Annotated in this window: 20 protein-coding genes and 3 tRNA genes; 4 read left to right on the top strand and 19 right to left on the bottom strand. The window is 56.5% G+C overall.

The window, feature by feature from the left end; genetic code table 11:
- Nucleotides 1–27 precede the first annotated feature (27 nt).
- The 13 genes from rnr to nnr all read right to left on the bottom strand — a co-directional run bounded on the left by rnr (nt 28) and on the right by nnr (nt 15,004).
- Nucleotides 28–2,469, bottom strand: coding sequence for a ribonuclease R (rnr, locus tag N6P30_RS12765; RefSeq protein ID WP_023293452.1), 2,442 nt, complete (start codon nt 2,467–2,469; stop codon nt 28–30).
- A 38-nt stretch (nt 2,470–2,507) separates the two neighbouring features.
- Complete coding sequence (nsrR, locus tag N6P30_RS12760; RefSeq protein WP_023293453.1) at nt 2,508–2,933, bottom strand: nitric oxide-sensing transcriptional repressor NsrR; 426 nt, start codon at nt 2,931–2,933, stop codon at nt 2,508–2,510.
- 192 nt (nt 2,934–3,125) lie between these two features.
- Nucleotides 3,126–4,424 carry an adenylosuccinate synthase gene (locus tag N6P30_RS12755; RefSeq protein WP_032676879.1) on the bottom strand — a complete coding sequence of 433 codons (1,299 nt, stop codon included), beginning with the start codon at nt 4,422–4,424 and terminating at the stop codon, nt 3,126–3,128.
- A 104-nt stretch (nt 4,425–4,528) separates the two neighbouring features.
- Nucleotides 4,529–4,726, bottom strand: a complete 198-nt coding sequence (locus N6P30_RS12750; protein WP_003855996.1) for a DUF2065 domain-containing protein — start codon at nt 4,724–4,726, stop codon at nt 4,529–4,531.
- 71 nt (nt 4,727–4,797) lie between these two features.
- Entirely contained in the window at nt 4,798–5,802 is a 1,005-nt protein-coding gene (gene hflC / locus N6P30_RS12745; RefSeq protein ID WP_008502916.1) for a protease modulator HflC, read from the bottom strand.
- Between the two features lie 2 nt (nt 5,803–5,804).
- On the bottom strand, nt 5,805–7,064 hold the full coding sequence (gene hflK, locus N6P30_RS12740) for an FtsH protease activity modulator HflK (RefSeq protein WP_008502917.1): 1,260 nt from the start codon (nt 7,062–7,064) through the stop codon (nt 5,805–5,807).
- Between the two features lie 56 nt (nt 7,065–7,120).
- Nucleotides 7,121–8,401: a ribosome rescue GTPase HflX gene (hflX, locus tag N6P30_RS12735; protein ID WP_008502918.1), complete on the bottom strand. Its 1,281-nt coding sequence runs from the start codon at nt 8,399–8,401 to the stop codon at nt 7,121–7,123.
- Between the two features lie 74 nt (nt 8,402–8,475).
- Nucleotides 8,476–8,787 (bottom strand): RNA chaperone Hfq, encoded by a 312-nt coding sequence (gene hfq, locus N6P30_RS12730; RefSeq protein ID WP_008502919.1) that lies wholly within the window; start codon nt 8,785–8,787, stop codon nt 8,476–8,478.
- Nucleotides 8,788–8,872: 85 nt separating this feature from the next.
- Nucleotides 8,873–9,823: a tRNA (adenosine(37)-N6)-dimethylallyltransferase MiaA gene (gene miaA / locus N6P30_RS12725; RefSeq protein ID WP_023293455.1), complete on the bottom strand. Its 951-nt coding sequence runs from the start codon at nt 9,821–9,823 to the stop codon at nt 8,873–8,875.
- Nucleotides 9,816–11,660, bottom strand: a complete 1,845-nt coding sequence (gene mutL, locus N6P30_RS12720; protein WP_023293456.1) for a DNA mismatch repair endonuclease MutL — start codon at nt 11,658–11,660, stop codon at nt 9,816–9,818. The genes miaA and mutL overlap by 8 nt, the downstream gene beginning before the upstream one ends.
- A 9-nt stretch (nt 11,661–11,669) precedes the next feature.
- Nucleotides 11,670–13,010: an N-acetylmuramoyl-L-alanine amidase AmiB gene (gene amiB, locus N6P30_RS12715; RefSeq protein ID WP_021240715.1), complete on the bottom strand. Its 1,341-nt coding sequence runs from the start codon at nt 13,008–13,010 to the stop codon at nt 11,670–11,672.
- A 16-nt stretch (nt 13,011–13,026) separates the two neighbouring features.
- The gene (gene tsaE, locus N6P30_RS12710; RefSeq protein WP_023293458.1) at nt 13,027–13,488 is read right to left on the bottom strand and encodes a tRNA (adenosine(37)-N6)-threonylcarbamoyltransferase complex ATPase subunit type 1 TsaE; all 462 of its coding nucleotides are present in this window, start codon (nt 13,486–13,488) and stop codon (nt 13,027–13,029) included.
- Nucleotides 13,481–15,004, bottom strand: coding sequence for a bifunctional ADP-dependent NAD(P)H-hydrate dehydratase/NAD(P)H-hydrate epimerase (nnr, locus tag N6P30_RS12705; RefSeq protein WP_032664549.1), 1,524 nt, complete (start codon nt 15,002–15,004; stop codon nt 13,481–13,483). Before nnr ends, tsaE begins: the two co-directional genes overlap by 8 nt.
- On the opposite strand from nnr, the gene queG reads away from it, so the two are divergent.
- On the top strand, nt 15,003–16,142 hold the full coding sequence (queG, locus tag N6P30_RS12700; RefSeq protein WP_021240717.1) for a tRNA epoxyqueuosine(34) reductase QueG: 1,140 nt from the start codon (nt 15,003–15,005) through the stop codon (nt 16,140–16,142). The genes nnr and queG overlap by 2 nt on opposite strands.
- Nucleotides 16,143–16,412: 270 nt before the next feature.
- Here queG and N6P30_RS12695 read toward each other — a convergent pair.
- From N6P30_RS12695 to orn, 4 genes are all read right to left on the bottom strand, one after another.
- Nucleotides 16,413–16,488 (bottom strand) — tRNA-Gly (locus tag N6P30_RS12695).
- Nucleotides 16,489–16,524: 36 nt separating this feature from the next.
- Nucleotides 16,525–16,600: transfer RNA gene (locus N6P30_RS12690), tRNA-Gly, on the bottom strand.
- A 36-nt stretch (nt 16,601–16,636) separates the two neighbouring features.
- A tRNA-Gly gene (locus N6P30_RS12685) sits at nt 16,637–16,712 on the bottom strand.
- Between the two features lie 196 nt (nt 16,713–16,908).
- On the bottom strand, nt 16,909–17,454 hold the full coding sequence (gene orn / locus N6P30_RS12680) for an oligoribonuclease (RefSeq protein ID WP_008502926.1): 546 nt from the start codon (nt 17,452–17,454) through the stop codon (nt 16,909–16,911).
- 107 nt (nt 17,455–17,561) lie between these two features.
- Here orn and rsgA point away from each other — a divergent pair, with 107 nt between their 5' ends.
- From rsgA to mscM, 3 genes are all read left to right on the top strand, one after another.
- Nucleotides 17,562–18,614, top strand: coding sequence for a small ribosomal subunit biogenesis GTPase RsgA (gene rsgA, locus N6P30_RS12675; protein ID WP_008502927.1), 1,053 nt, complete (start codon nt 17,562–17,564; stop codon nt 18,612–18,614).
- Between the two features lie 97 nt (nt 18,615–18,711).
- Entirely contained in the window at nt 18,712–19,680 is a 969-nt protein-coding gene (gene asd, locus N6P30_RS12670) for an archaetidylserine decarboxylase (protein WP_023293460.1), read from the top strand.
- A gap of 19 nt (nt 19,681–19,699) precedes the next feature.
- Nucleotides 19,700–23,023: a miniconductance mechanosensitive channel MscM gene (mscM, locus tag N6P30_RS12665; protein ID WP_008502929.1), complete on the top strand. Its 3,324-nt coding sequence runs from the start codon at nt 19,700–19,702 to the stop codon at nt 23,021–23,023.
- Between the two features lie 37 nt (nt 23,024–23,060).
- Here mscM and yjeM read toward each other — a convergent pair whose 3' ends face one another.
- The gene (gene yjeM / locus N6P30_RS12660) at nt 23,061–24,560 is read right to left on the bottom strand and encodes a glutamate/gamma-aminobutyrate family transporter YjeM (RefSeq protein ID WP_023293461.1); all 1,500 of its coding nucleotides are present in this window, start codon (nt 24,558–24,560) and stop codon (nt 23,061–23,063) included.
- Nucleotides 24,561–24,737: 177 nt separating this feature from the next.
- Nucleotides 24,738–25,715 (bottom strand): elongation factor P--(R)-beta-lysine ligase, encoded by a 978-nt coding sequence (epmA, locus tag N6P30_RS12655; protein WP_008502931.1) that lies wholly within the window; start codon nt 25,713–25,715, stop codon nt 24,738–24,740.
- Between the last annotated feature and the right edge of the window lie 119 nt (nt 25,716–25,834).

Raw genomic sequence — 25,834 nt, 5'->3', positions numbered from 1 at the left:
GGGAGAGGGTCAGGGTGAGGGGAGAATTTACTCCGCCTGCTTTTTCTTAGCCGCGCGCTTCGCTTTGGTGGCGGCCGCTATTTTCTGTGTCTTCGCGGAAGGTTTCTTCGCGGCACGGGCTTCTTTCTTCGCCGCCTTCGGCTTCTGCTTCTTCTCACCGCGGAACGCGCTGTCCGGCTCGAAGTTCACCTTCTTACCGGCCTGACGGCGCTTGCCGCTCGTTTTGCCGTTTCCGCCTTTTTTCGCTCTTTCGCGCTCGGTTTTACCGACGTTACGCGGCGCGCGCTCGCTGGAGATCAGGCTGAAGTCGATTTTACGGTCGTCCATATTCACGGCCTCAACCTTCACTTCCACACGGTCGCCCAGACGATAGGTCTGGCCGCCAGATTCGCCGATCAGACGCTGACCGACCTGGTCGAAGCGGTAGTAGTCGTTATCCAGGCTGGAGACGTGCACCAGACCGTCGATAAACAGCTCGTCCAGACGAACGAAGAAGCCAAAGCCGGTCACGCTGGCAATCACGCCTTTGAAGACGTTACCGACCTGGTCCAGCATAAAGTCACACTTCAGCCAGTCCGCCACGTCGCGGGTAGCTTCATCCGCACGGCGTTCGGTCATGGAGCAGTGCTGACCCAGCTGCAGCATCTCTTCCATCGAATAGTGGTAGCCACCGGTTTCGGTGGTGTTCCCTTTATGGCCCTGCTCCTGCGCCAGCAGATACTTGATCGCACGGTGCAGCGAAAGGTCAGGGTAACGACGGATCGGCGACGTAAAGTGGGCGTAAGACTGCAGCGCCAGGCCGAAGTGACCGCGGTTTTCCGGATCGTAAATCGCCTGCTTCATCGAGCGCAGCAGCATTGTCTGTAGCATTTCTGCATCAGGACGATCGCTAATGGATTCCAGCAGCTCGGCGTAATCGCGCGGCTCTGGCTTATTGCCGCCCGGCAACTCCAGGCCCAGTTCAGCCAGCACGGAGCGGAACGCGGTGATGGCTTCCGTCGACGGTTTATCGTGAATACGGAACAGCGCAGGCTCTTTGGCTTTCTCAACGAAGCGTGCCGCCGAGATGTTCGCCAGGATCATACACTCTTCAATCAGCTTGTGCGCATCGTTACGCTGGGTCTGCTCGATGCGCTCAATGCGGCGCTCGGCGTTGAAGATAAATTTCGCCTCTTCGCTCTCAAAGGAGATCCCGCCGCGCTCTTCGCGCGCCTGATCCAGCGTTTTGTAGAGGTTATGCAGCTCTTCGATGTGTTTGACCAGCGGCGCGTACTGTTCGCGAAGATCCTGGTCGCCCTGCAGCATATGCCAGACCTTGGTGTAGGTCAGACGCGCGTGCGAGCTCATCACCGCTTCGTAGAACTTGTAGCCGGTTAAGCGCCCTTTGGTGGAGATGGTCATCTCGCAAACCATACAGAGGCGGTCAACCTGCGGGTTCAGGGAGCACAGACCGTTAGACAGCACTTCCGGCAGCATCGGCACGACCTGGGACGGGAAGTAGACCGAGGTGCCGCGGCTGCGGGCTTCGTTATCCAGCGGGGTGTGCGGACGGACGTAATAGCTTACGTCAGCGATCGCTACCCACAGACGCCAGCCGCCGCCGCGTTTTTTCTCGCAGTAGACGGCGTCATCGAAGTCACGGGCGTCTTCACCGTCGATCGTAACCAGCGGCAGGGAGCGGAGATCCACGCGGCCCACTTTGGATTCTTCCGGCACTTCTTCACGCAGGCTTTCGATCTGCTCTTCAACCGCTTTCGGCCAGATGTATGGAATTTCGTGGGTGCGCAGCGCCATATCAACGGCCATGCCGGTGCCCATATTATCGCCCAGCACTTCGACGATTTTACCTACCGCTTTGGTGCGACGGGTTGGGCGCTGGGTGAGTTCCACCACCACCACAAAGCCCATGCGGGCGCCCATCACCTCTTCAGGTGGGATCAGAATGTCGAAGCTCAGACGGCTGTCGTCCGGCACCACGAAGCCCACGCCCGCGTCGGTAAAGTAGCGGCCAACAATCTGGCTGGTTTTTGGCACCAGGACGCGCACGACGCGCGCTTCTCGGCGACCTTTACGGTCAGCGCCCAGCGGCTGCGCCAGAATTTGGTCGCCGTGGATGCACATTTTCATCTGTTCAGATGAGAGATACAGATCGTCTTTACGGCCTTCCACGCGCAGGAAGCCGAAGCCATCGCGGTGACCAATGACGGTCCCTTTCAGCAGATCGAGGCGCTCTGGCAGCGCGTAGCACTGGCGGCGGGTAAAGACCAGCTGCCCGTCACGCTCCATCGCGCGCAGGCGGCGGCGAAGGGCTTCAATTTGCTCTTCACCTTCAATGTTTAATTCAACAGCAAGTTCTTCACGATTGGCGGGTTTTTCGCGTTTTGTTAAGTGTTCAATGATGAACTCGCGGCTGGGGATAGGATTCGCGTATTTTTCGGCTTCGCGTTCCTGGAAAGGATCGTGTGACATGTCGGTTCCTCCGTTGTCAGCTCCGGTGGAAATTTTCTTCATTCCACCAGCAATAATTTATAAAGCGGTTGATTCTCTTCAACCAAATCGGCCAGCGTGTAGTTATCCAGCTCCTTGAGAAAACTTTGCACGGCCTTAGAAAGCGCCTTTTTCAGGCGGCAGGCGGGCGTGATGTGGCAGAACTCGCTGCTGCAGTTCACCAGAGACAGCGGCTCCAGTTCACGTACCACATCGCCAACACGAATACTCTGTGCCGGTTTACCGAGACGGATCCCACCATTCTTCCCGCGGACGGCAGCAACGTATCCGGCACGACTAAGTTGATTGATTATTTTGACCATATGATTACGGGATACGCCGTAGACCTCTGTGACTTCAGAGATACTGGTCATTTTCCCATCGGGTAACGACGCCATGTAGATCAGCGCGCGTAAGCCGTAATCGGTGAAACTTGTTAACTGCACATCAACCTCAGGAAAAAGGGAAATCGCGGACAAACCGCAGAGATATTCATTAATGATGATAAACCAGCCAGATAGTTAGCGGCTAATTTATTTGACAGACGGGGCGAAAAAGCGGAGATCCAGGAGCGGTCGCCGGATGGCGCTACGCTTATCCGGCCTACGGGTCTCCCCGCAGGCCAGCAGTCACGAAGATTATGCGTCGAACGGGTCGCGCAGGATCATCGTTTCAGTACGATCCGGGCCGGTAGAAATAATATCGATCGGCACTTCGGTCAGTTCTTCAATACGCTTGATGTAATCCAGCGCCGCCTGCGGCAGGCCGCTACGCTCTTTCACACCGAAAGTGGTCTCAGACCAGCCCGGCATGGTTTCGTAGATTGGCTCAATGCCTTCCCAGTCGTCAGCAGCCAGCGGCGTGGTGGTCACTTCGCGGCCATCAGGCATACGGTAGCCTACGCAGATTTTCACTTCTTTCAGGCCGTCCAGCACGTCCAGCTTGGTCAGGCAGAAGCCAGACAGGGAGTTGATCTGCACTGCACGACGCACGGCAACCGCATCCAGCCAGCCGGTACGGCGACGACGACCGGTGGTCGCGCCAAACTCGTTACCCTGCTTGCACAGGAACTCGCCGGTTTCATCAAACAGTTCGGTCGGGAATGGACCTGCACCCACGCGAGTGGAGTACGCTTTGATGATGCCCAGAACGTAATCCACATAACGTGGACCCAGGCCAGAGCCGGTCGCCACGCCACCCGCGGTGGTGTTGGAAGAGGTTACATACGGATAGGTACCGTGGTCGATGTCCAGCAGCGTACCCTGCGCACCTTCGAACATGACGAAATCGCCACGCTTGCGCGCCTGGTCCAGCAGATCGGACACATCAACAACCATACCGGTCAGAATGTCTGCAATCGCCATGACGTCATCCAGCACTTTCTGGTAGTCAACAGCGTCAGCTTTGTAGAAGTTCACCAGCTGGAAGTTGTGATATTCCATCACTTCTTTCAGTTTTTCAGCGAAGGTTGCTTTGTCGAAGAGGTCACCCACGCGCAGACCGCGACGAGCCACTTTATCTTCGTAAGCCGGACCGATACCACGACCGGTGGTGCCGATCGCTTTCGCGCCGCGGGCTTTTTCACGCGCAACGTCCAGCGCCACGTGATAGTCCAGGATCAGCGGGCAGGCTTCGGAGAGCAGCAGACGCTCACGAACAGGGATACCACGGTCTTCCAGACCTTTCATCTCTTTCATCAGCGCAGTTGGAGACAGCACAACGCCGTTACCGATGATGCTGGTGACGTTTTCGCGAAGAATGCCTGATGGAATAAGATGGAGGACGGTTTTTTCACCGTTGATTACGAGAGTATGGCCTGCGTTGTGACCGCCCTGGTAGCGCACAACATATTTAGCCCGTTCAGTCAGAAGATCAACAATCTTCCCTTTACCTTCGTCACCCCATTGGGTGCCCAGTACGACGACGTTGTTACCCATTTTTTTCAAAATCACCGTTTGCTTAAAAATGGATTCTACCATCGCTTTTTCAGATATACAGCACTTTTTGACCTCAGAATATCCCAAATCCGACCACTTTTTGATCAGCCAATCGTTTTCCTCAACATGTAGTAGATCACGATGCCCGCAACCACAAGACCGCCGCCAAAACGACGTAAAATATTATCCGGCAGTTGGCTCATGGTGGCGATCATTCGACGCCAGGCGCGTGGATAGAGCATCGGTCCCAGACCTTCCAGCACCAGGACCAGGGCCAGCGCGAGCCAGATCGTTGAATTCATTTTTGTTCCTTATAAAAGAAAACCACCGCTCCGTGGGGAGCGGTGGTTTGAATACTCAAACGAGTCTGAGTTTATCGTGTTGCGTTAGTCGGCGTCTTCATATAACGGAAGAAATCGCTGTCCGGGCTGAGCACCATCACATCCTGGTTGCTCTGGAAGCTATTCTCGTAAGCACGCAGGCTACGGATAAAGGCATAGAAGTCAGGATCCTGACTGAAGGCATCGGCAAACAGCTTCGCCGCCTCGGCATCACCTTCACCACGCAGGATACGGCCCTGACGCTCAGATTCCGCCAGCGTTTTGGCCACTTCGTAGTCCGCAGCAGCGCGCAGCTTCTCCGCCTCTTCCTGGCCCTGTGAACGGTGACGACGGGCGACCGCTTCACGCTCGGCGCGCATACGGTTGTAAATCGCCTCGGACACTTCCACCGGCAGGTTGATCTGCTTGATACGCACGTCTACCACTTCAATACCCAGCGCAGCCATACTGTTCGGGTTGATCACCGGCACTTTACCGTTGGTTTCAGCCTGAACGCGCTCAGCCGCTTTGGCAATCGCATCATCTGCTGCCGGCGTTGAAACTTCATCTTCCGTGCCCGCTGTGCCGGAGTTCAGCGCATCGCGAACTTCCAGGGTCAGACGGCCACGGGAGTCGGTCACGATGTCTTTCACATCCAGACGACCAATCTCAGAACGCAGACGGTCAGAGAACTTACGTTTCAGCAGCACTTCTGCCTGAGAAACGTCACCGCCGCCCGTTGCCAGGAAGTAACGGCTGAAATCGCTGATGCGCCATTTGATATAGGAATCAACGATCAGGTCTTTCTTCTCTTTAGTCACGAAACGGTCGGCCTGGTTATCCATGGTCTGGATACGCGCATCAAGCGTTTTCACTGACTGAATGAACGGCACCTTGAAGTGCAGACCCGGCTCGTAGATCACCGGGCGTTTGTCGCCATCACGCACGACGCTGCTGAACTGGAACTTGATCCCACGCTCGCCCTCTTTCACCACAAAGATCGAGGTATAAAGCACGACCAGTACGATGACGATGATCGCAATAACTGACTTACGCATCCTTATTCCCCCTGACGCTGGTAGTCGTTACGCTGCGCGTTAGCACGGCGTTGGTCCATAATGTCACCATCGCTCGAAGAAGACGTGGTTGTTGCGCTTGTGCTACCGGATGACGCAGGTGGCAGACGCAGCAGGTTGTTCGCACCGCTGTTGTCTTTTGCTGCCGGTGCAGAACCGCCTTTCAGCATCTGATCCAGCGGCAGCACCATCAGGTTTCCGCCTTTACTGTCATTAACCAACACTTTGCGGGTGTGGCTCAGCACTTTTTCCATGGTCTCGATATAGAGACGCTCACGGGTAATTTCCGGCGCCGCTTTATACTCAGGCAGGATCTTCGCAAAGCGAGCCACTTCACCCTGTGCTTCCAGGATGGTCTGGGTCTTATACGCACGCGCTTCTTCCAGAATACGCTGCGCCTGACCGTTAGCACGTGGCTGAACTTCGTTGGTGTAGGCTTCTGCTTCACGGATGTACTGCTGTTCGTTTTCACGTGCAGCAATCGCATCGTCAAAGGCCGCTTTTACCTCTTCCGGCGGACGTGCAGCCTGGAAGTTGACGTCCAGCAGGGTAATCCCCATGTTGTATGGACGAATGGTCTCTTCCAGCTCACGCTGGGTATCGCTACGGATAACGGTACGACCTTCGGTCAGGATACGGTCCATGGTGTATTTACCGATCACCCCGCGCAGGGCGCTGTCGGTCGCCTGGCGCAGACTGTCATCGGCGCTGGTCACGCTAAACAGATAACGCTCAGGATCGGTCACGCGGTACTGCACGTTCATCTCAACGCGCACCACGTTTTCATCAGACGTCAGCATCACACCAGACGCCGCCAGTTCACGGACCGATTCCACGTTGACCGCGGTCACGTCGTCAATGAAGGTCGGTTTCCAGTTCAGGCCCGGCTCAACCAGATGGCTGAACTTGCCAAAACGCGTAACGACACCGCGTTCCGCTTCTTTAATGGTGTAGAACCCGGTAGCAGCCCAGATGATTACCACTGCAGCGGCAACAATACCGACTACGCGGCCACCCATTTGCGGGCGCGGCCCCTGGGTGGAATTTCCACCTGAGCCAGAACCTTTACCTCCGCCAAGACCACCAAGCTTCTTGCTCAGCTTGCGGAAGATATCATCCAGATCCGGCGGCCCCTGCTCGCGACCACCTTTGTTGCCATTTCCCCCAGAGTTGCCGCCTTGATTATTGCTGCTTCCCCACGGGTCGCGGTCCTGTCCGTTATTACCGGGCTGATTCCACGCCATGTATATGCTCCATATTTGTTATGCAAGGGCGAATTATTCAGGCATCCCCTTTCTGATCAGACGATATAGTCGACCAGCGCAGGTTCTTGTTTACAGAGGCGACGCCAGTCAACGATCGGCATACGCACCTGCATCCCCACGCTGCCGTCATCCTCCATCCACTCTTTTTCTATCGCCTGAAGCTGATAAAACCGGCTGCGCAGCCTGCCTTCCTGTGGCGGCAGTCGCAGCGTGTGCTGAGCTACCTCACCGGAAAGACGTTCTGTCAAAGCCTGGAAAAGCAGTGGCACACCAAGACCGGTCTGGGCAGAAAGCCAGACCCGAATCGGTTTGTTCTCTTCATCTCTGTCGATACGCGGTTCGAAATCGTCCAGCATATCGATCTTGTTCATCACCAACAGCGTTGGGATTTCGTGGGCGTCGATCTCTTCGAGCACCACGTTCACCGCGTCGATGTTCTCCTGCACGCGCACGTCTGCCGCATCAATCACGTGCAGCAGCAGGGTCGCCTGTCGCGTCTCCTGCAGGGTGGCCTTGAACGCCGCCACCAGGTCATGCGGCAGGTGACGGATAAACCCTACGGTATCCGCCAGCACCGTTTCACCGACGTCTGCAACGTCAATACGGCGCAGCGTCGGGTCCAGGGTCGCAAACAGCTGGTCTGCGGCATAAACCTGGGCCTCGGTTATCTGGTTAAACAGGGTGGATTTACCGGCGTTGGTATACCCCACCAGCGACACCGTCGGGATGTCGGCTTTGGTTCGTGCCCGACGCCCCTGCTCACGCTGTTTCTCGACCCTTTCCAGACGTGAGAGGATCTGGGTAATTCGGCCACGCAGCAAACGACGGTCGGTTTCGAGCTGGGTTTCACCCGGGCCGCGCAAACCAATCCCGCCTTTTTGTCTTTCAAGGTGGGTCCAGCCACGCACCAGACGCGTTGCCAGATGACGCAGCTGCGCCAGCTCAACCTGCAGTTTCCCTTCGTGGGTACGTGCACGCTGAGCAAAAATGTCTAAAATCAATCCCGTGCGATCGATAACACGGCATTCGCAGAGAGCTTCCAGGTTGCGCTCCTGGGCTGGAGACAGCGCATGATCAAACAACACGACTGACGCGCCGGTTGCTTTTACGGCATCCGCAATTTCGACTGCTTTACCTTCACCAACAAAATACTTTGGGTGCGGCGCTTTACGGCTACCGGTAATCACCTGCATTGCTTCGACACCGGCGGAAGAGACCAGAGATTCAAACTCCTGGAGGTCTTCCATATCTTTGTCTTGCGAAAAATAGATGTGTACCAGCACCGCCTGCTCACCGGCATCATAACGGTCAAACAAGCGTAAACCTCTCTAAAAAGATCAGCGGGGAACGCAGGATCCCTGGCTCCCCGTGTGGATAACAGTGCGAAACCTTATTCGGTCTCGTCGCTGTCCTGCGCTGGCGTTGAAGAACCCTGCGCGTTGCTGCCATGATGGTAGTTACTACCTGTGCCGCCGCCAGCGTTATTGCTGTGATGAGATACCGGACGGGACGGAACAACAGTAGAAATAGCGTGCTTATAGACCATCTGACTGACCGTGTTTTTCAACAGAATCACGAACTGATCGAAAGACTCAATCTGACCTTGCAGCTTAATACCATTCACCAAATAAATAGAAACTGGAACACGTTCCCGACGCAATGCGTTCAGGAACGGATCTTGTAAAGATTGCCCCTTAGCCATTCTATCTTTTCCTTATATGCTTGTTTTGTACTTAGAACCTTGCGATTCTGAAAAATTGCGCACGATACGCCTCAATTGTACACATTCAGTGAGCGATATCACCAACAACCTCAATCACGTCGCTTAACGCCTGTTGTGGTTTTTCACTGTCTAACCAGTGAACCCCTTCCCAACCGCGCAACCAGGTGATCTGGCGCTTCGCTAACTGTCTCGTGGCGCAAACACCTCGATAAACCATTTCATCGTATGAAATCTCACCTTCAAGGTACGACCACATCTGGCGGTATCCCACACAACGAATGGAAGGCATGTCCGTATGCAAATCTCCACGGGCAAATAGCGCCCGCACTTCTGCTTCAAAATCTGAAGCTAACATCTGATGAAAACGCTGCTCAATTCGCTGATGGAGCAGTTCACGGCTCGCCGGGGCGATGGCGAACTGATGCACCTGATACGGCAGAGCGTCTCCTGACGTTTGCGTCAGTTCCGTTAAAGTTTTACCCGAAATGAAAAAAACTTCCAGTGCCCGGGAAAGCCTTTGCGGATCATTTGGATGGATCCGCGCTGCGGCAACCGGGTCAATCTCCGCCAGTTGCTGATGCAAAACGTCCCACCCCTGCTCTGCCGCCTGCTGCTCAATTTTCGCTCTTACTTCCGGGTCCGCGGATGGCAGAGGTGATAACCCCTCCAGCAGCGCCTTGAAGTAGAGCATGGTTCCGCCAACCAACAGCGGTATACGCCCCGCCGCCGTTATCTGGGCCATCTCGGCTAAGGCATCCCGGCGAAAATCCGCTGCGGAGTAAGCCTGAGCCGGGTCGAGGATATCCAGCAAACGGTGCGGTGCCGCGCGCAGTTCTTCTGCGTCAGGCTTCGCCGTGCCGATGTCCATCCCTCGGTAGATGAGGGCGGAGTCGACGCTAATCAACTCTACAGGCAAAACTTTACGCAACTCAATGGCGAGCGCCGTTTTGCCGGAGGCCGTTGGGCCCATTAAAAAAATTGCCTTAGGCAGGCTCGCCTTACTTACGTCAATCATGTTTCAGGGCGTTCATCGCCGTTTTTAAATCAACAGGTTGTAATAACCCACCCGGCGGCGCTTTCACCAGATGCGGACAGAGGCGTTCCACCTCCGCCAGCACGCTGATGGCCTGTGCCATGCTCCACGGCGCGTGTTCGCTGGCCAGATGGCGGGCGATCCACTGCGCGGTGTTAGCGGCATCAAACGATGTTTGCTGCGCCAGGTAGCCTATCAGTTCAGGAATCAAGTTTTGTAAATTTTGTTGGCGTAAGGGTAAAGGCACTGCACGAATTGTCACATGTTGTGGTTCGAGCACAATTTCAATACCCATTTGCGCCAGCTGTGCTTCGGCACGCTGCAATATCCTTGTTTTATCAGGGGATATTTTCAGGCGAACCGGAATTAACAGCGGCTGCGCACAGGCGGCATTTTCGCCCGGCGTGAGCTGCACCTGTTTAAGCCAGCGTTCGGCAACCGGCAGTGCCAGAAGCATCAATTTACCGTCACGTTCCAGCAGTGCCATATCCGGCGCGATAATCGTCAGCACCCGGCCAAAACTCTGGCTATGGCCGTCCAGAGAAGGCTGAGGTGCCGGAATGGGTTCTTTACGCTCTACGGCTGGCGTCTCCAGCAGTTTGCGGTACAACGCGCCCTGCTGCTTTTGATAGCCAGGCTGGGCATTCGGGTAGTTGGCGCCCGTTGAACGCGGTGCGGCCCCTGCGGAGGAAAAGCGCGGCGCTTCCGGTTCACGCGCAACGGCGGGCTCCGCAAAATGGTTGCGGCCCGCAGCGACACGGTTTTCAGGAATTGGGCGTGGCGCAGGTTCTGCGTGTTCCAGCGGCAACGGCGTTTCACCCTGCTGCTGCAGCACGCTCAGCACGCCCTGATAGATAAAATCATGCACCAGTCGCGACTGGTGGAACCGCACTTCATGCTTGGCAGGATGGACGTTCACATCCACCTGATGCGGGTCGATGTCCAGATAAAGCACGAAAGCAGGCTGCTGATCGGCCCCGAGCTTGTCTTCGCAGGCCTGGCGAATGGCGTGATTGATGAGACGGTCGCGCATCATGCGGCCGTTGACGTAGCAATACTGGATCTCCGCAAACGCAGCGCTGCTCGCGTTCGGATCGGCTACCCAGCCGCGCAGCGCCAGATCGCCGTGCTGCCACTCAATGGCCAGCGCCTGTTCCAGAAACGGGGTCCCGCAAATGGCGCCCAGGCGACGCTCTTTCTGTCCACCTTCTGCCACCGCGCGATACTGACGCATCACCTTGCCGTTGTGGCTGAGGTTGATGGTGACATCGAAACGCGCCAGCGCGATACGGCGGATGATCTCGTCGATGTGTCCGAATTCGGTCTTCTCGGTACGCATGAACTTGCGTCGGGCGGGGGTGTTGTAGAAGAGATCTAATACTTCAAGCGTCGTGCCGACAGGGTGCGCCGCGGGTTTGACCGTCACATCCATATCGCGCCCTTCGGCGTAAGCCTGCCAGGCTTCCTGCTGTTCGGCGGTACGGGAGGTCAGCGTTAAGCGCGAAACCGAGCTGATACTGGCCAGCGCTTCACCGCGAAAGCCGAGGCTAATAATCGCTTCCAGGTCATCCAGAGAAGCAATTTTACTGGTGGCGTGACGGGCCAGCGCCAGCGCCAGCTCCTCTTTTTTAATGCCGCAGCCGTTGTCGCGAATGCGGATAAGCTTCGCGCCACCGCGCTCGATATCAATATCGATGCGGGTCGCGCCCGCATCGAGGCTGTTTTCCACCAGCTCCTTCACGACCGATGCAGGGCGTTCCACCACCTCACCGGCGGCGATTTGGTTCGCAAGCTGCGGCGGCAGAACCTGAATCGGCATGAATTCTCCTTAGTTGGTCGCGGTCATCTCACCCGGTAGCGCTGCGCTGGCCGTCTGGGCAGCGCCGCTCTGTGGCGCAGACTGCAGCGGATGGGCATCAAAGTATTTACGCAGACCGTTATAAATCGCTTCGGCAATTTGCTGCTGATAGCTGTCGCTTCCCAGCAGACGCTCTTCACCGTTGTTACTGATAAAGCCCGTCTCTACAAGGATGGACGGGATATCTGGCGAGCGCAGAACGCCGAGGCTGGCATGTTCAGGACGACGCTTATGCAGCACACCAATGCTTTGCAGCTGGTTCAATACGTTAGTGGCCACATCATACCCGACGCGCTGAGAATGACCGAATTGTAAATCCAGCACCGCCTGGCTCAGGTACGGGTCTGACTGGCTGTTTGCCAGCACATCGCCCGCGCCGCCTAGCAGTTCAGACTGCTTCTCATGCTCTTCCAGCCAGTTGGCCATTTCGCTGTTGGCGCGACGGTTCGAGAGTACCCATACCGAGGCACCGGTCGCGTTACGGTTAGGCGCAGCATCCGCGTGGATGGAAACCAGGAAATTCGCATTCTGCTTGCGCGCGACGTCTGAACGCCCCATTACCGAAATGAAGTAATCCCCGTCGCGGGTCAACACGCCTTTGAACGTAGGGTCGTCGTTGAGCAGTGCACGCAGCTTACGGGCAATGGCGATGGTGACATTTTTCTCTTGCGTCCCACCCGGGCCAATCGCACCCGGGTCCTGTCCACCATGACCGGCATCAATGGCGATAATCACTTTGTCACCGCTGGTCGCAGCACGGCGCGTACTCACCGCCGGACGGGTCACCGTATTGCTGCTGGTTGCCGCAGTGATGCGATCGTTCTGTGATTTAAATGGATTACGCGCAGGTTCAGCAGGACGCGGCGTATACACCGGTTCTTCCACGCGTTTGGCAACGACAGGCGGCGGTGGAGGCGGCGGCGGGACATCGGCATTGATGGTAAAGACCACCGTATAGTTCGCCCCGTTTTGCTGCTTCACCGCCTTCGTTTTGCCCTTTTCGGTCAGATCGACCACCAGGCGTAACGACTGGCTATCCTGCGGCGTACCCGAACGGATACTTTTCACCAGGTTGTTGCCGCTGAACTGCAGCGGTAATCCCTGGATCACGCCTGTCTGTTTGATATCCAGCGCCACGCTGTGGCTGTCTGGCTGTGAAAACGCATACTCAGGATCGCCCATAAAGCTGAACGTGATCCGGGCCTGGCTTTCGCCGTTCGATACCTGAATATCTGAAAGATTTGCCGCCCCGGCCTGCGCGCACAGCAGCACGGTGGCAGCCAACAACCAACCTTTAACGCGATTTATCATCCCGTCATCCCTACGCTTAACCGGCCAGACGCGCCAGTAAGGAACTGCCTGATGAGGAAACAGCACTGATGCGTGCCTCACGCCCTTGAGCCTGGTAATCTAAGTGAATTTCGACATCCGGGTCAGGCAGCACACCCGCACCTTGTTGCGGCCACTCCACCAGGCAAATGGCGTCGTTGGCAAAATAATCACGGATCCCCATAAATTCCAGCTCCTCAGGATCCGCAAGGCGGTATAAATCGAAGTGGTACACCATGATATTTTCAAGGGTGTACGGTTCTACCAGCGTGTAGGTTGGGCTTTTCACATTCCCGTTATGCCCTAACGCCTGCAAAAAACCCCGGCTGAAGGTGGTTTTACCCGCCCCTAAATCACCATACAGATAAATGACGGTTGCCCCCTGACAGGCCTGCGCCACGCGCTTGCCGAGATCTAAAGTGGCTTGTTCATCAGGTAAAGGAATCGCTCGATTAGTCATTTTCTACGTCAATCACATCCGGGTTAACTACACGCCGCAGCGTGCAAAAGAGATCGGTGGCCAGCATACCGCGCGTACCGTAACGCGCAGCCAGTTTATCTGCCGCAACGCCGTGGGCCACGCAGCCCGCACAGGCTGCATCATAAAGGGGAAGTTTCTGTCCAAGCAATGCGCCGATGATGCCGGAAAGCACATCGCCCATGCCGCCGCTCGCCATGCCCGCATTTCCGGCATCAATAATGCCCTGCGTCTCGTCACAGGCGACAACGGTTCCCGCCCCTTTTAAAACGGCAACACCTCCGTAACGTTTTACCAGACGCTGAGCAGAAAGTAAGCGATCGCTTTCAATTTCTGCCACGCTGCAGTTAAGCAGCCGCGCGGCTTCGCCGGGGTGTGGCGTCAGAATGCGATTGTGACGCTTATCCGGGTTTATTGCCAGAAGGTTAAGCGCGTCGGCATCCCACAGCATCGGTTTGCGAAAATTCTCGACCTTTTGCAGGGCCTGTTTACCCCACGCCTGCTGCCCAAGCCCGGGACCGATCACCACCACGTCCGCCCATTCGAGGCTTTCCTCCAGCGTCTGGAGCGTAAGCTCATGGACCATCAGCTCCGGTCGGGCCGTGACGATCGGCGCAATATTCTCAATGCGAGTGAGCACTCGCACTAATCCGGCGCCGCTGCGCAGAGCCGCTTCACCGGTCATGCGAATCGCACCCGCCGTACCGTGGTCACCGCCCACAATCACCAGCCTGCCGTGATCGCCCTTATGTGACGTTGGTCGTCGCGGCGGGAGCCACGCTGCAAGCTGCGACGCATCACAACGCATGAGGTGCGTTTCCTGCCCGGCCAGCCAGCTCTCCAGCCCCAGCGCACTGTGGTGCAACACGCCAACGACATCCCGCGCTTTGCCGGTCAGTAATCCTGGCTTCAGGGCGATAAAGGTTACCGTATGTGCCGCCTGAATCACCGCCCCCGGCGTCGCACCCGTTTGTGCAATCAGGCCAGAGGGAATATCCAGGGCGACTACCGGCGCGGAATGTCTGTTAGCGTGTTCAATGAGTGCGGCAACGTTTTCGCGCGGCGCGCTGCGCAGCCCGGTGCCCAGCAGCCCGTCAACAATCAGATCAACATCCTCTGGCCAGACGATATCAGGCGCATGAATCACACCGCCGGCGTTCAGCCATGCCTCCCGCGCCGCGCTGGCCTCTTCCGGCAGCGGTTTATCACTTTCGAGAGCCAGCAAGGTCACGCGGATACCCGCAGCCACCGCGAGACGGGCGACGACGTAGCCGTCACCGCCGTTGTTGCCGTGCCCGCACAGAATCAGCCAGTGGGCGGCCTGCGGCCAGGCGCTACGGGCAACGTCAAACGCTGCCTCACCCGCGCGGAGCATCAGTTCATACAGGGTAATCCCGAGGCTGTCTGCAGCCTCTTTTTCGGCGCGCCGGAGGTCATCCGCATGCCAGATGGAATGTGGTATACTTGCGGGGTTTTTCTTCACCGTATGGTCCGTCATGTCACAGCCCCTCGATCTCAATGAATTAGCGCAAAAAATCAAACAGTGGGGTGCTGAGCTTGGCTTCCAGAAGGTAGGCATTACCGATACCGACCTCTCCGCCAGCGAGCCCAAACTGCAGGCCTGGCTGGACAAACAATACCACGGCGAAATGGAGTGGATGGCACGTCATGGCATGATGCGCGCCCGTCCACACGAGCTTTTGCCGGGCACATTACGCGTCATCAGCGTGCGCATGAACTACCTGCCCGCCAACGCGGCCTTTGCGCGCACGCTCAAAGACCCCTCGCTGGGTTACGTTAGCCGGTACGCCCTCGGTCGTGATTACCATAAGCTTCTGCGTAACCGTTTAAAAAAACTCGGGGAAACTATTCAGCAGCACTGTGTTTCGCTGAATTTTAGACCCTTTGTCGATTCCGCGCCTATTCTTGAGCGTCCGATCGCCGAAAAAGCCGGGCTTGGCTGGACAGGTAAGCACTCACTTATTCTTAGCCGCGACGCCGGATCGTTCTTCTTCCTCGGTGAACTGCTGATTGATTTACCGCTGCCGGTAGACGGCCCGGTAGAGGAAGGCTGTGGCCGCTGCGTGGCCTGTATGACCATCTGCCCCACCGGCGCCATCGTTGAGCCTTACACCGTTGATGCGCGCCGCTGTATCTCCTACCTCACGATCGAACTGGAAGGCGCCATTCCGGAGGAGTTCCGACCGCTTATCGGCAACCGCATCTACGGCTGCGACGATTGCCAGCTCATCTGCCCGTGGAACCGCTATTCACAGCTCACCGACGAAGAGGATTTCAGCCCGCGCAAGGCGCTCCATGCCCCGCCGCTCGCTGAACTGTTCGCCTGGACCGAGGCCTGGTTCCTGAAAGTGACGGAGGGTTCGGCCATCCGCCGTATCGGCCATCTGCGCTGGCTGCGAAATGTGGCCGTCGCGCTGGGAAATGCCCCGTGGGATGAAGCGAATATTCGGGCGCTTGAAAGCCGTAGAGGTGAGCACCCACTTCTTGATGAACACATAGAATGGGCGATTGCGCAGCAAATTGAGAAACGTAATGCCTGTGTGGTCGAGGTGCAGCTACCGAAGAAACAGCGTCTGGTGAGGGTGATTGAAAAAGGGCTTCCGCGGGATGCCTGAACTATTCACAGCCTGTGAATAAAATTACAAACTCAAGCGCCATCGGGGCTGGAGAAGAGATCAAGTGATCTCAATAACATTTTGAAATCAAATTTTATGAAGTAAATACAGTATTTTATGAAGATATTATTCACCCTGCTAAGTTTTAACCCTGTTTCGGTTAAGCGCAGTTTCTGTGGATAACTCTGTTCACAAGAGTATTTCAGAGAAAACAGAAAACGTCCCCAGCGATTCTTTTCGCTGTGGATATTTTAGAGATGAAGAAGAATTTGGAGCGGGAAACGAGACTCGAACTCGCGACCCCGACCTTGGCAAGGTCGTGCTCTACCAACTGAGCTATTCCCGCTTGGGTGGTCCGTGCCGTAGAAGCACTTTCAAATTTTGGAGCGGGAAACGAGACTCGAACTCGCGACCCCGACCTTGGCAAGGTCGTGCTCTACCAACTGAGCTATTCCCGCTTGGGCAGTCTGTGCTGTGAAAGCACTTTCAAATTTTGGAGCGGGAAACGAGACTCGAACTCGCGACCCCGACCTTGGCAAGGTCGTGCTCTACCAACTGAGCTATTCCCGCAAATCTGCACTGCTTTTGTTGCTGTCGTAACGTGTAATTCTCTGTCGTTACGGGAGGCGCATTATACGAGAAATCCTTTTAGCTGCAACCCCCCTTAAAGCGATTTTTTCGAAATTCAGTTCAAATGCTTATTTAATCGGCAAGCTGAACAATTTAACGACAAAAACCCGGCCACGCAAGGCGCCGGATCTCAAAATCACAGCTTAATAAAGTTTTCGCGGTAGTAGGAAAGCTCCGCCACGGACTCTCGGATATCATCCATCGCCTGGTGCGTCCCCTGCTTTTTAAAGCCGTCGAGGATTTCAGGCTTCCAGCGACGCGCCAGCTCTTTCAGCGTGCTGACATCCAGATAGCGGTAGTGGAAGTAAGACTCCAGCTCCGGCATGTACTTAAACAGGAAACGCCGATCCTGGCCGATGCTATTCCCACAGATAGGCGATTTGCCCGCCGGAACCCACTGTTTCAGGAACTCAAGCGTCGCCAGCTCCGCCTCACGGTCACCCATGGTGCTCGCCTTCACGCGCTCCACCAGACCACTGCCGGTGTGGGTACGCACGTTCCACTCGTCCATCAACGCCAGCTGGTCATCGGACTGATGCACCGCTATCGTTGGCCCTTCCGCCAGGATATTCAGGTTGGCGTCCGTCACCAGGGTTGCAATTTCAATGATGCGATCGCGCTCGGGATCCAGCCCGGTCATTTCGAGATCGATCCAAATCAGGTTGTTTTCATCCGCGCTCATGTTATTTTCCACCCTTCTCGCATAACCGGCAGTAGCAGGTTAACTAGTATTAATTAGAGTGTATCATAGAGGTTTTGCCCCCTACGGGCGACCAGGAGCCAGTGCGATTGAGTAAAAATAAACTCTCCAAAGGGCAGCAGCGCCGCGTGAATGCCAATCACCAGCGCCGTCTTAAAACCACTGCGGAGAAGGTCGATTACGACGACAACCTGTTTGGCGACCCAACGGAAGGCGTAGTCATCAGCCGTTTCGGTATGCACGCTGACGTGGAATCCGCCGATGGTGCGATTCACCGCTGCAACATCCGCCGGACCATTCGTTCTCTGGTGACCGGCGACCGCGTCGTCTGGCGACCGGGTAAAGAGGCGGCGGAAGGCGTAACGGTAAAAGGTATTGTTGAAGCGGTCCATGAGCGCACGTCCGTGTTAACCCGTCCCGATTTCTACGACGGGGTCAAACCGATTGCCGCCAACATTAACCAAATCGTTATCGTATCGGCGATTTTGCCCGAACTGTCGCTCAATATTATCGACCGATACCTCGTCGCCTGCGAAACGCTGCAGGTTGAACCGATCATCGTGCTGAACAAAATCGATCTGCTGGACGACGACGGAATGGCCTTCGTCAATGAGCAGATGGATATCTATCGCAAAATTGGCTATCGCGTCCTGATGGTCTCCAGCTACACCAAAGATGGCCTGAAACCGCTTGAAGAGGCACTGACCGACCGCATCAGCATCTTTGCGGGCCAGTCCGGCGTGGGTAAATCGAGCCTGCTGAACAACCTGCTTGGCCTTCAGCAAGAGATCCTCACCAACGATGTGTCTGACGTCTCGGGCCTCGGCCAGCACACCACCACCGCGTCACGCCTGTATCACTTCCCACATGGCGGCGACGTGATCGACTCCCCGGGCGTGCGAGAGTTCGGTTTATGGCACCTTGAGCCGGAACAAATCTTTAACGGATTTGTCGAATTCCATGATTATTTAGGCGCTTGCAAGTACCGCGACTGTAAACACGATAACGATCCAGGCTGCGCTATCCGTGAAGCGGTTGAGAAAGGCGAAATCGCGGAGACCCGCTTCGAGAATTATCACCGCATTCTTGAGAGCATGGATCAGGTAAAAACGCGTAAAAACTTTTCTGATTCTGATAACTGACAACTAAGCTAAGCATCGCTAAAATCGTCCCCTTTTTTCAGGTTCCGGTGGCTTACCGCCGGATCAGGAACGACAAAACAATGGCCTGGAGGCTACCTTGTTAAACGCATTTAAACTTTCGCTTCAATACATTCTGCCAAAACTGTGGCTCACTCGCCTGGCGGGCTGGGGCGCGAGCAAACGCGCAGGCTGGCTGACCAAACTGGTCATCGACCTTTTCGTAAAATATTACAAGGTCGACATGAAAGAGGCGCAGAAGCCGGACACCGCCAGCTACCGCACCTTCAACGAATTCTTCGTGCGCCCGCTGCGTGACGACGTGCGCCCGGTGAACACCGACCCTAACGTCCTGGTGATGCCGGCAGACGGCGTGATCAGCCAGTTGGGTAACATCGAAGACGACAAAATTCTGCAGGCGAAGGGCCATAACTACAGCCTGGAAGCGCTGCTGGCGGGGAACTACCTGATGGCGGATCTGTTCCGCAACGGTACCTTTGCCACCACCTATCTGTCACCGCGCGACTACCACCGCGTGCACATGCCGTGTAACGGCATCCTGCGTGAAATGATTTACGTCCCGGGCGATCTGTTCTCCGTGAACCACCTGACCGCGCAGAACGTGCCAAACCTGTTTGCCCGTAACGAGCGCGTCATCTGCCTGTTCGATACTGAATTTGGCCCTATGGCACAGATTCTGGTCGGTGCGACCATCGTCGGCAGCATCGAAACCGTCTGGGCAGGCACCATCACCCCGCCGCGCGAAGGCGTGATCAAACGCTGGACCTGGCCTGCCGGTGAAGCGGAAGGTTCCGTGGCCCTGCTCAAAGGTCAGGAGATGGGCCGCTTTAAGCTGGGCTCCACCGTGATCAACCTGTTTGCGCCGGGCAAAGTGAAGCTGGCTGAACAGCTTGAAAGCCTGTCGGTGACAAAGCTGGGCCAGCCGCTGGCGGTCTCTACTGAAACCTTCGTGACGCCAGAAGCAGAACCGGCTCCGCTGTCACAGGAAGAGATCCAGGCCGAGCACGACGCCAGCCCGCTGGTTGACGACAAAAAAGACGAAGGCTAACAACAGAAGGATCGCTGACGTGCGCCCGATTATCGTTCTACTGATGGCCTGGTGCCTCAGCATGGGGGCGTACGCAGCGACAGCCCCCGACGCCAAACAGATAACCCAGGAACTGGAGCAGGCAAAAGCGGCCAAACCCGCTCAGCCAGAGACCGTCGAGTCGCTCCAGTCCGCACTGAACGCGCTTGAGGAGCGGAAAGGCTCGCTTGAGCGCGCTCAGCAGTATCAGCAGGTTATCGACAACTTCCCCAAACTCTCGCAGACGCTGCGCGCGCAGCTCAATAACTTGCGCGACGAACCGCGCGATGTGCCGGCAGGGATGACCTCCGACGCGTTGAACCAGGAGATCCTGCAGGTCAGCAGCCAGCTTCTGGAAAAGAGCCGCCTTGCTCAGCAGGAGCAGGAGCGAGCGCGCGAAATTGCCGACTCCCTCAGCCAGCTTCCGCAGCAGCAAACCGACGCCCGCCGCCAGCTTAATGAAGTTGAGCGCCGCGTGGGGACACAAAACGGCAACACGCCACAGGCGCAGGCCCAAAATCTGGGCCTGCAGGCAGAATCAGCTCGCCTGAAGGCCCTTGTCGATGAGCTCGAGCTGGCGCAGCTTTCCGCCAATAACCGCCAGGAGCTGTCGCGGATGCGCTCAGAACTCGCTCAGAAGCAGAGCGAGCAGCTGGACGCCTATCTTCAGGCCTTGCGCAACCAGCTCAATAGCCAGCGCCAGCGTGAAGCGGAGCGCGCGCTGGAAAGTACCGAGCTGCTGGCAGAAAATAGCGATAACCTGCCTGCCGGCATCGTCGAGCAGTTTAAGGTCAACCGTGAGCTTTCGGCCGCGCTGAATCAACAGGCGCAGCGTATGGATCTGGTGGCCTCGCAGCAGCGTCAGGCCACTAATCAAACCCTTCAGGTTCGCCAGGCGCTCAACACCCTGCGCGAACAGTCCCAGTGGCTCGGATCGTCAAACCTGCTGGGCGAAGCGCTACGCGCCCAGGTCGCGCGCCTGCCGGAGATGCCGAAGCCGCAGCAGCTGGATACCGAAATGGCCCAGCTACGTGTTCAGCGACTGCATTTTGAAGATCTTCTCAATAAGCAGCCGCAAATCCGCCAGATCCGTCAGGCTGACGGACAGCCTCTGACCAGCGAGCAAAGCCGCATTCTGGAAGCCCAGCTGCGTACCCAGCGTGAACTGCTGAACTCTCTGCTCCAGGGCGGGGATACGCTGATTCTTGAGCTGACCAAGCTAAAAGTGTCCAACAGCCAGCTGGAAGATGCGTTGAAAGAGGTGAACGAGGCGACGCACCGTTATCTCTTCTGGACGTCCGACGTGCGTCCGATGACCTTCTCGTGGCCAATTGAGATTGTCCAGGATCTGCGTCGTCTGATTTCGCTCGATACCTTCAGCCAGCTGGGACAGGCCAGCGTGATGATGCTCACCAGCAAAGAGACCATTTTCCCGCTGCTGGGGGCGTTAATTCTGGTGGGCTTCAGCATTTACTCACGCAGACATTTCACCCGCTTCCTCGAGCGTTCCAGTTCCCGGGTGGGGAAGGTTACCCAGGATCACTTCTGGCTGACGTTGCGCACCGTATTCTGGTCGATTCTCGTCGCCTCCCCGCTGCCGGTGCTGTGGATGACGCTGGGCTATGGCCTGCGGGAAGCCTGGCCCTATCCGCTCGCGGTAGCGATTGGCGATGGCGTCACCGCCACGGTACCGCTGCTGTGGGTGGTAATGATTTGCGCCACCTTTGCGCGACCCAATGGCCTGTTCATCGCCCACTTTGGCTGGCCGCGTAATCGCGTGGCGCGCGCCATGCGTTACTATCTGATGAGCATCGGGCTGATTGTGCCGCTGATTATGGCGCTGATCATGTTCGATAATCTCAACGACCGGGAGTTTTCAGGCTCCCTGGGCCGCCTCTGCTTTATGCTGATATGCGGAGCGCTGGCCATCGTCACGCTCAGCCTGAAGCGCGCGGGTATTCCGCTCTATCTGGATAAAACCGGCAGCGGCGACAATATGTTCAACCGGCTGCTCTGGAACCTGCTGCTCAGCGCACCGTTGATTGCGATGCTGGCAGCCGCGGTGGGTTACCTGGCGACGTCACAGGCGCTGTTGGCACGTCTCGAAACCTCGGTGGCCATCTGGTTCCTGCTGCTGGTGGTGTATCACGTTATCCGCCGCTGGATGCTGATCCAGCGCCGCCGTCTGGCGTTTGACCGTGCCAAGCATCGCCGGGCGGAGATCCTCGCCCAGCGCGCGCGGGGTGAGGAAGAACCAAACCACGTTAACAGTACGGAAGGTACGACGGAGGCGGATGAGGTCGAACTGGATCTGGATGCCATCAGTACCCAGTCCCTGCGTCTGGTTCGCTCCATCCTGATGCTGATTGCCCTCCTGTCGGTCATCTTCCTGTGGTCGGAGATCCACTCGGCATTTGGCTTCCTGGAGAACATCTCGCTGTGGGACGTGACCTCTACGGTGCAGGGCGTTGAAAGCCTGGAGCCGATCACCTTAGGGGCGGTGCTGATTGCCATTCTGGTGCTGATCATCACCACCCAACTTGTGCGCAACTTCCCGGCACTGCTGGAGCTGGCGCTGCTGCAGCATCTGGATTTAACGCCGGGTACGGGCTATGCAATCACGACCATTACCAAGTATCTGATCATGCTGTTTGGCGGTCTGGTTGGCTTCTCGATGATCGGCATTGAGTGGTCGAAGCTCCAGTGGCTCGTCGCAGCGCTCGGCGTTGGATTAGGTTTTGGTTTACAGGAGATCTTCGCCAACTTCATCTCTGGCCTGATCATTCTGTTCGAAAAACCGATCCGCATTGGCGATACCGTCACGATCCGCGATCTGACCGGCAGCATCACGAAGATCAACACCCGAGCGACGACGATCAGCGACTGGGATCGGAAAGAGATCATCGTGCCAAACAAGGCGTTTATTACCGAGCAGTTCATCAACTGGTCGCTCTCAGACTCCGTTACCCGTGTGGTGCTGACGGTACCGGCACCGTCGGACGCGAACAGCGAAGAGGTCACCCAGATCCTCTACACTGCCGCGGAGCGCTGCTCGCTGGTCATCGACAACCCGGCGCCGGAAGTCTTCCTTGTGGATTTACAGCAGGGGATTCAGATTTTCGAGCTGCGTATCTACGCCGCCGAAATGGGCCACCGTATGCCGCTGCGCCATGAGATCCACCAGCTGATTCTGGCGGGCTTCCGCGAGCACGGTATTGATATGCCGTTCCCACCGTTCCAGATGCGTCTGGAAAGCCTGGACGGGCGTAAAACGGGAAGAACGCTGACGTCAGCGGCGCGTACGCGCCCGGCGGGCAGCTTATAACGCGTCTCCCCTCCCTTTCGGGAGGGGAGTATTCCCGCTACGCCACTTCTGCAACGTACGCCGTCGCGCGTCGACGGTAATTCTCATAAATTCCCATCGCTAACAGCGAGAAGAAGATTGGGCCGCCCACCATCCACAGCGCGCTGCTCCAGTCGTTCGCCTCAATCACCGGCTGAATGATGGTGAAAATATTGGCAAACGCCACCACCAGCAGCACCACCGTGGTGGCCAACAGCGTTGCCGCGCGGGTTTTGAAGATCACAAACGGACGCTCAAGATCCTGCTTTGCCTTAAAGAACGGGAACGCCAGGGTCAGGAACAGGTACGGCAGGGTCATCGACACGTTCGCCATCAGGGTCAGCTTGTTATAGAACGCCGATGCGGTATCACCGCCAAATGAGACCAGCAGAATAAACACGCACACCAGCAGACACTGCATCCACATGGCGTTGGCAGGCATGCCTGCGGTATTGAGCTGGGTCATGCGTCCCGGCCACAGCGCTTTTGGCGTACCCTGGATGATCGCTTTCAGCGGCGAGTAGATCAGCGTGAAGAATGCGCCGGTATAGGCAAGGAACATCGACAGGCCGGTAATGCGCGCAAACCAGATCCCCATGGTGGCCGATGCTTCCGGCGTCAGGTGCATGGCGTTACCCAACGTCATCCCCAGGCTTTTCATCAGCACGTAGGTAATGTTCCCGAGGTTGGTGGTGTTGTTACTCAATACCTGCTGCCAGTTGGTGCTGACGCCCCAGAGGAAAATCGCCAGTGAATAGCCGATGGAAATCACGATAGCGGCAAAAATAATCCCTTTGGCAAAGTTCTTTTCCGGGTTCTCGGTCTTGTCGACCAGCCCACCCACCGCTTCAATACCGCCGTAGGCGAAGATGGCAAACACCACGAAGGAGAGCATGGCCAGCCCGGACTGGTAACCTGGATTAGGCGAGGAAACGAAGTTCACCTCCTGCGCAAAATGACCACCGTTCAGGCACAGAATGGCAATACTCACCAGCAGCAGCACCAGGTTCAGACACATCACGGAAATACCGCCAACGGCAGTGATACGGGCAATTTTGTTGATGCCTTTTGACGCCACCAGCGTGACCACCACCATCCAGCATACCGCCAGGATACCGACGACCTGCGTGGAGCTCAGCCCCGCCAGAGACCAGACCTGCGTTTTATCGGCACCGAAAAGAAACGTGGAGAATGGCACCCAGACTTTGGCCGCCGTGCTAACCATCCAGACGACATAAGAGGAGAACCACATAAACGTGCCGATAAAGGCATAACGCGGGCCGACGCTGTTGTTCATCCATGAGTAGATCCCGCCCTCTTCTTTCCGGTAAGCCGAGCCCATCTCCGCCATCATCAGCGCAAACGGGATAAAGAAGAACAGAGCCGAAACGATATAAAACGGCGTCGCGCTGTAACCCATCAGATAGAACGCTGATGGGCTGTTGGCAAAGCCAAAGACTGAGGTAAATATCATCAGGATGAGCCCGGTGAGGGTCATCTTTTTGAGTGACTGGGACATAGAACCATCCGAAAAGGAATTAAACTGCGCGGATGGTAGCAGATGACCAGACTAATATTGTGGCTATAAGGGGCAAATTAAGAAAAAGACCCGTATATTAATAATATGGCAGTTTTTAATGTGGCAGGGCCAATGACCGAGTAGGCCGGGTAAGCGACAGCGCCACCCGGCAATTCTTTAAGCGCGATCGACCGTAAAGGCAATCACATCGCCAAGCTGCTCTGCGCCCAGGGCCAGCATGACCAGACGGTCAACACCCAGCGCCACGCCGGAGCAATCCGGCAGACCTGCTTTTAATGCTTCAAGCAGATTAACATCAATAGGCTGCTGCGGCAGGCCGCGCGCGGCGCGCTTGCGGTTATCCTGCTCGAAACGCTGCGCCTGCTCGCGGGCGTCCGTCAGTTCGTGGAAGCCGTTCGCCAGCTCAATGCCTTTGTAATAGACCTCAAAACGCTCTGCCACACGGTGGTCTTCGGTGCTGATCTGCGCCAGTGACGCCTGGCTTGCCGGGAAGTGATAGACAAACGTCGGACGGTCTTTGCCAATCTGCGGTTCCACGCCGAAGGTGAACAGCAGCTGCAGCAGCGTGTCGCGGTCCTCTTCGGTATCTGCCACGTTGCTCAGATCCAGTTTTGCCGCCACTTCGCGCAGCAGGGTTTTGTCCGCCGACAGCGGATCGATTTCCAGATGGCGCTGGAAGGCCTGCTGATAAGAGAGCGTTTCCGCTTCTGAGCAATCCAGAACCTGCTGAAGCAGATCGTCCACCTCATTCATCAGGCGGTACATATCATAATGCGGGCGGTACCACTCCAGCATGGTGAATTCCGGGTTGTGGTGACGACCCATCTCTTCGTTGCGGAAGCTACGGCACAGCTGATAGACCGGACCACATCCCGCCGCCAGCAGGCGTTTCATGTGGTATTCCGGGCTGGTCATCAGATACAAATTCATGCCCTGAGAGTGGCCGGGGCCAACAAAACGGGTTTCAAACGGGACCAGATGAATATCCGTTACCGTTGCCTGACTCATGCACGGGGTTTCCACCTCCAGGACGCCGCGGTCGGCAAAGAAACGGCGGATCTCCGTCATAATTGCAGCGCGTTTTAACAGATTAGGGATGGATGCGCTCGGCTCCCAGGTGGCCGTTTCGCTCATGAGTTGTTCTCCGATTTCAGACAAGGGCACGAAGTCTACTCGTTAGCAGGGACAGAGACAAATTTTGCGCAGTAAAAAAGCGCATTTCATTTAGGTGAACAATTGCGTGATGCAATTCA

This window comes from Enterobacter sp. PL1 (genome assembly GCF_945957325.1).
Lineage (GTDB): Bacteria > Pseudomonadota > Gammaproteobacteria > Enterobacterales > Enterobacteriaceae > Enterobacter > Enterobacter roggenkampii.
Note: the sequence above shows the minus strand (reverse complement) of the source record. Positions and strands in the feature narration are given on the sequence as shown.

Bases quoted from the DNA above. Each gene is read 5' to 3' on its own strand.
- rnr (WP_023293452.1), bottom strand. From the start codon at position 2,469: ATGTCACACGATCCTTTCCAGGAACGCGAAGCCGAAAAATACGCGAAT.
- miaA (WP_023293455.1), bottom strand. From the start codon at position 9,823: ATGATTGACGTAAGTAAGGCGAGCCTGCCTAAGGCAATTTTTTTAATG.
- amiB (WP_021240715.1), bottom strand. From the start codon at position 13,010: ATGATAAATCGCGTTAAAGGTTGGTTGTTGGCTGCCACCGTGCTGCTG.
- tsaE (WP_023293458.1), bottom strand. From the start codon at position 13,488: ATGACTAATCGAGCGATTCCTTTACCTGATGAACAAGCCACTTTAGAT.
- N6P30_RS12755 (WP_032676879.1), bottom strand. From the start codon at position 4,424: ATGGGTAACAACGTCGTCGTACTGGGCACCCAATGGGGTGACGAAGGT.
- orn (WP_008502926.1), bottom strand. From the start codon at position 17,454: ATGAGCGCGGATGAAAACAACCTGATTTGGATCGATCTCGAAATGACC.
- nnr (WP_032664549.1), bottom strand. From the start codon at position 15,004: ATGACGGACCATACGGTGAAGAAAAACCCCGCAAGTATACCACATTCC.
- epmA (WP_008502931.1), bottom strand. From the start codon at position 25,715: ATGAGCGAAACGGCCACCTGGGAGCCGAGCGCATCCATCCCTAATCTG.
- mutL (WP_023293456.1), bottom strand. From the start codon at position 11,660: ATGCCGATTCAGGTTCTGCCGCCGCAGCTTGCGAACCAAATCGCCGCC.
- N6P30_RS12750 (WP_003855996.1), bottom strand. From the start codon at position 4,726: ATGAATTCAACGATCTGGCTCGCGCTGGCCCTGGTCCTGGTGCTGGAA.
- hflC (WP_008502916.1), bottom strand. From the start codon at position 5,802: ATGCGTAAGTCAGTTATTGCGATCATCGTCATCGTACTGGTCGTGCTT.
- yjeM (WP_023293461.1), bottom strand. From the start codon at position 24,560: ATGTCCCAGTCACTCAAAAAGATGACCCTCACCGGGCTCATCCTGATG.
- hflK (WP_008502917.1), bottom strand. From the start codon at position 7,064: ATGGCGTGGAATCAGCCCGGTAATAACGGACAGGACCGCGACCCGTGG.
- hfq (WP_008502919.1), bottom strand. From the start codon at position 8,787: ATGGCTAAGGGGCAATCTTTACAAGATCCGTTCCTGAACGCATTGCGT.
- queG (WP_021240717.1), top strand. From the start codon at position 15,003: ATGTCACAGCCCCTCGATCTCAATGAATTAGCGCAAAAAATCAAACAG.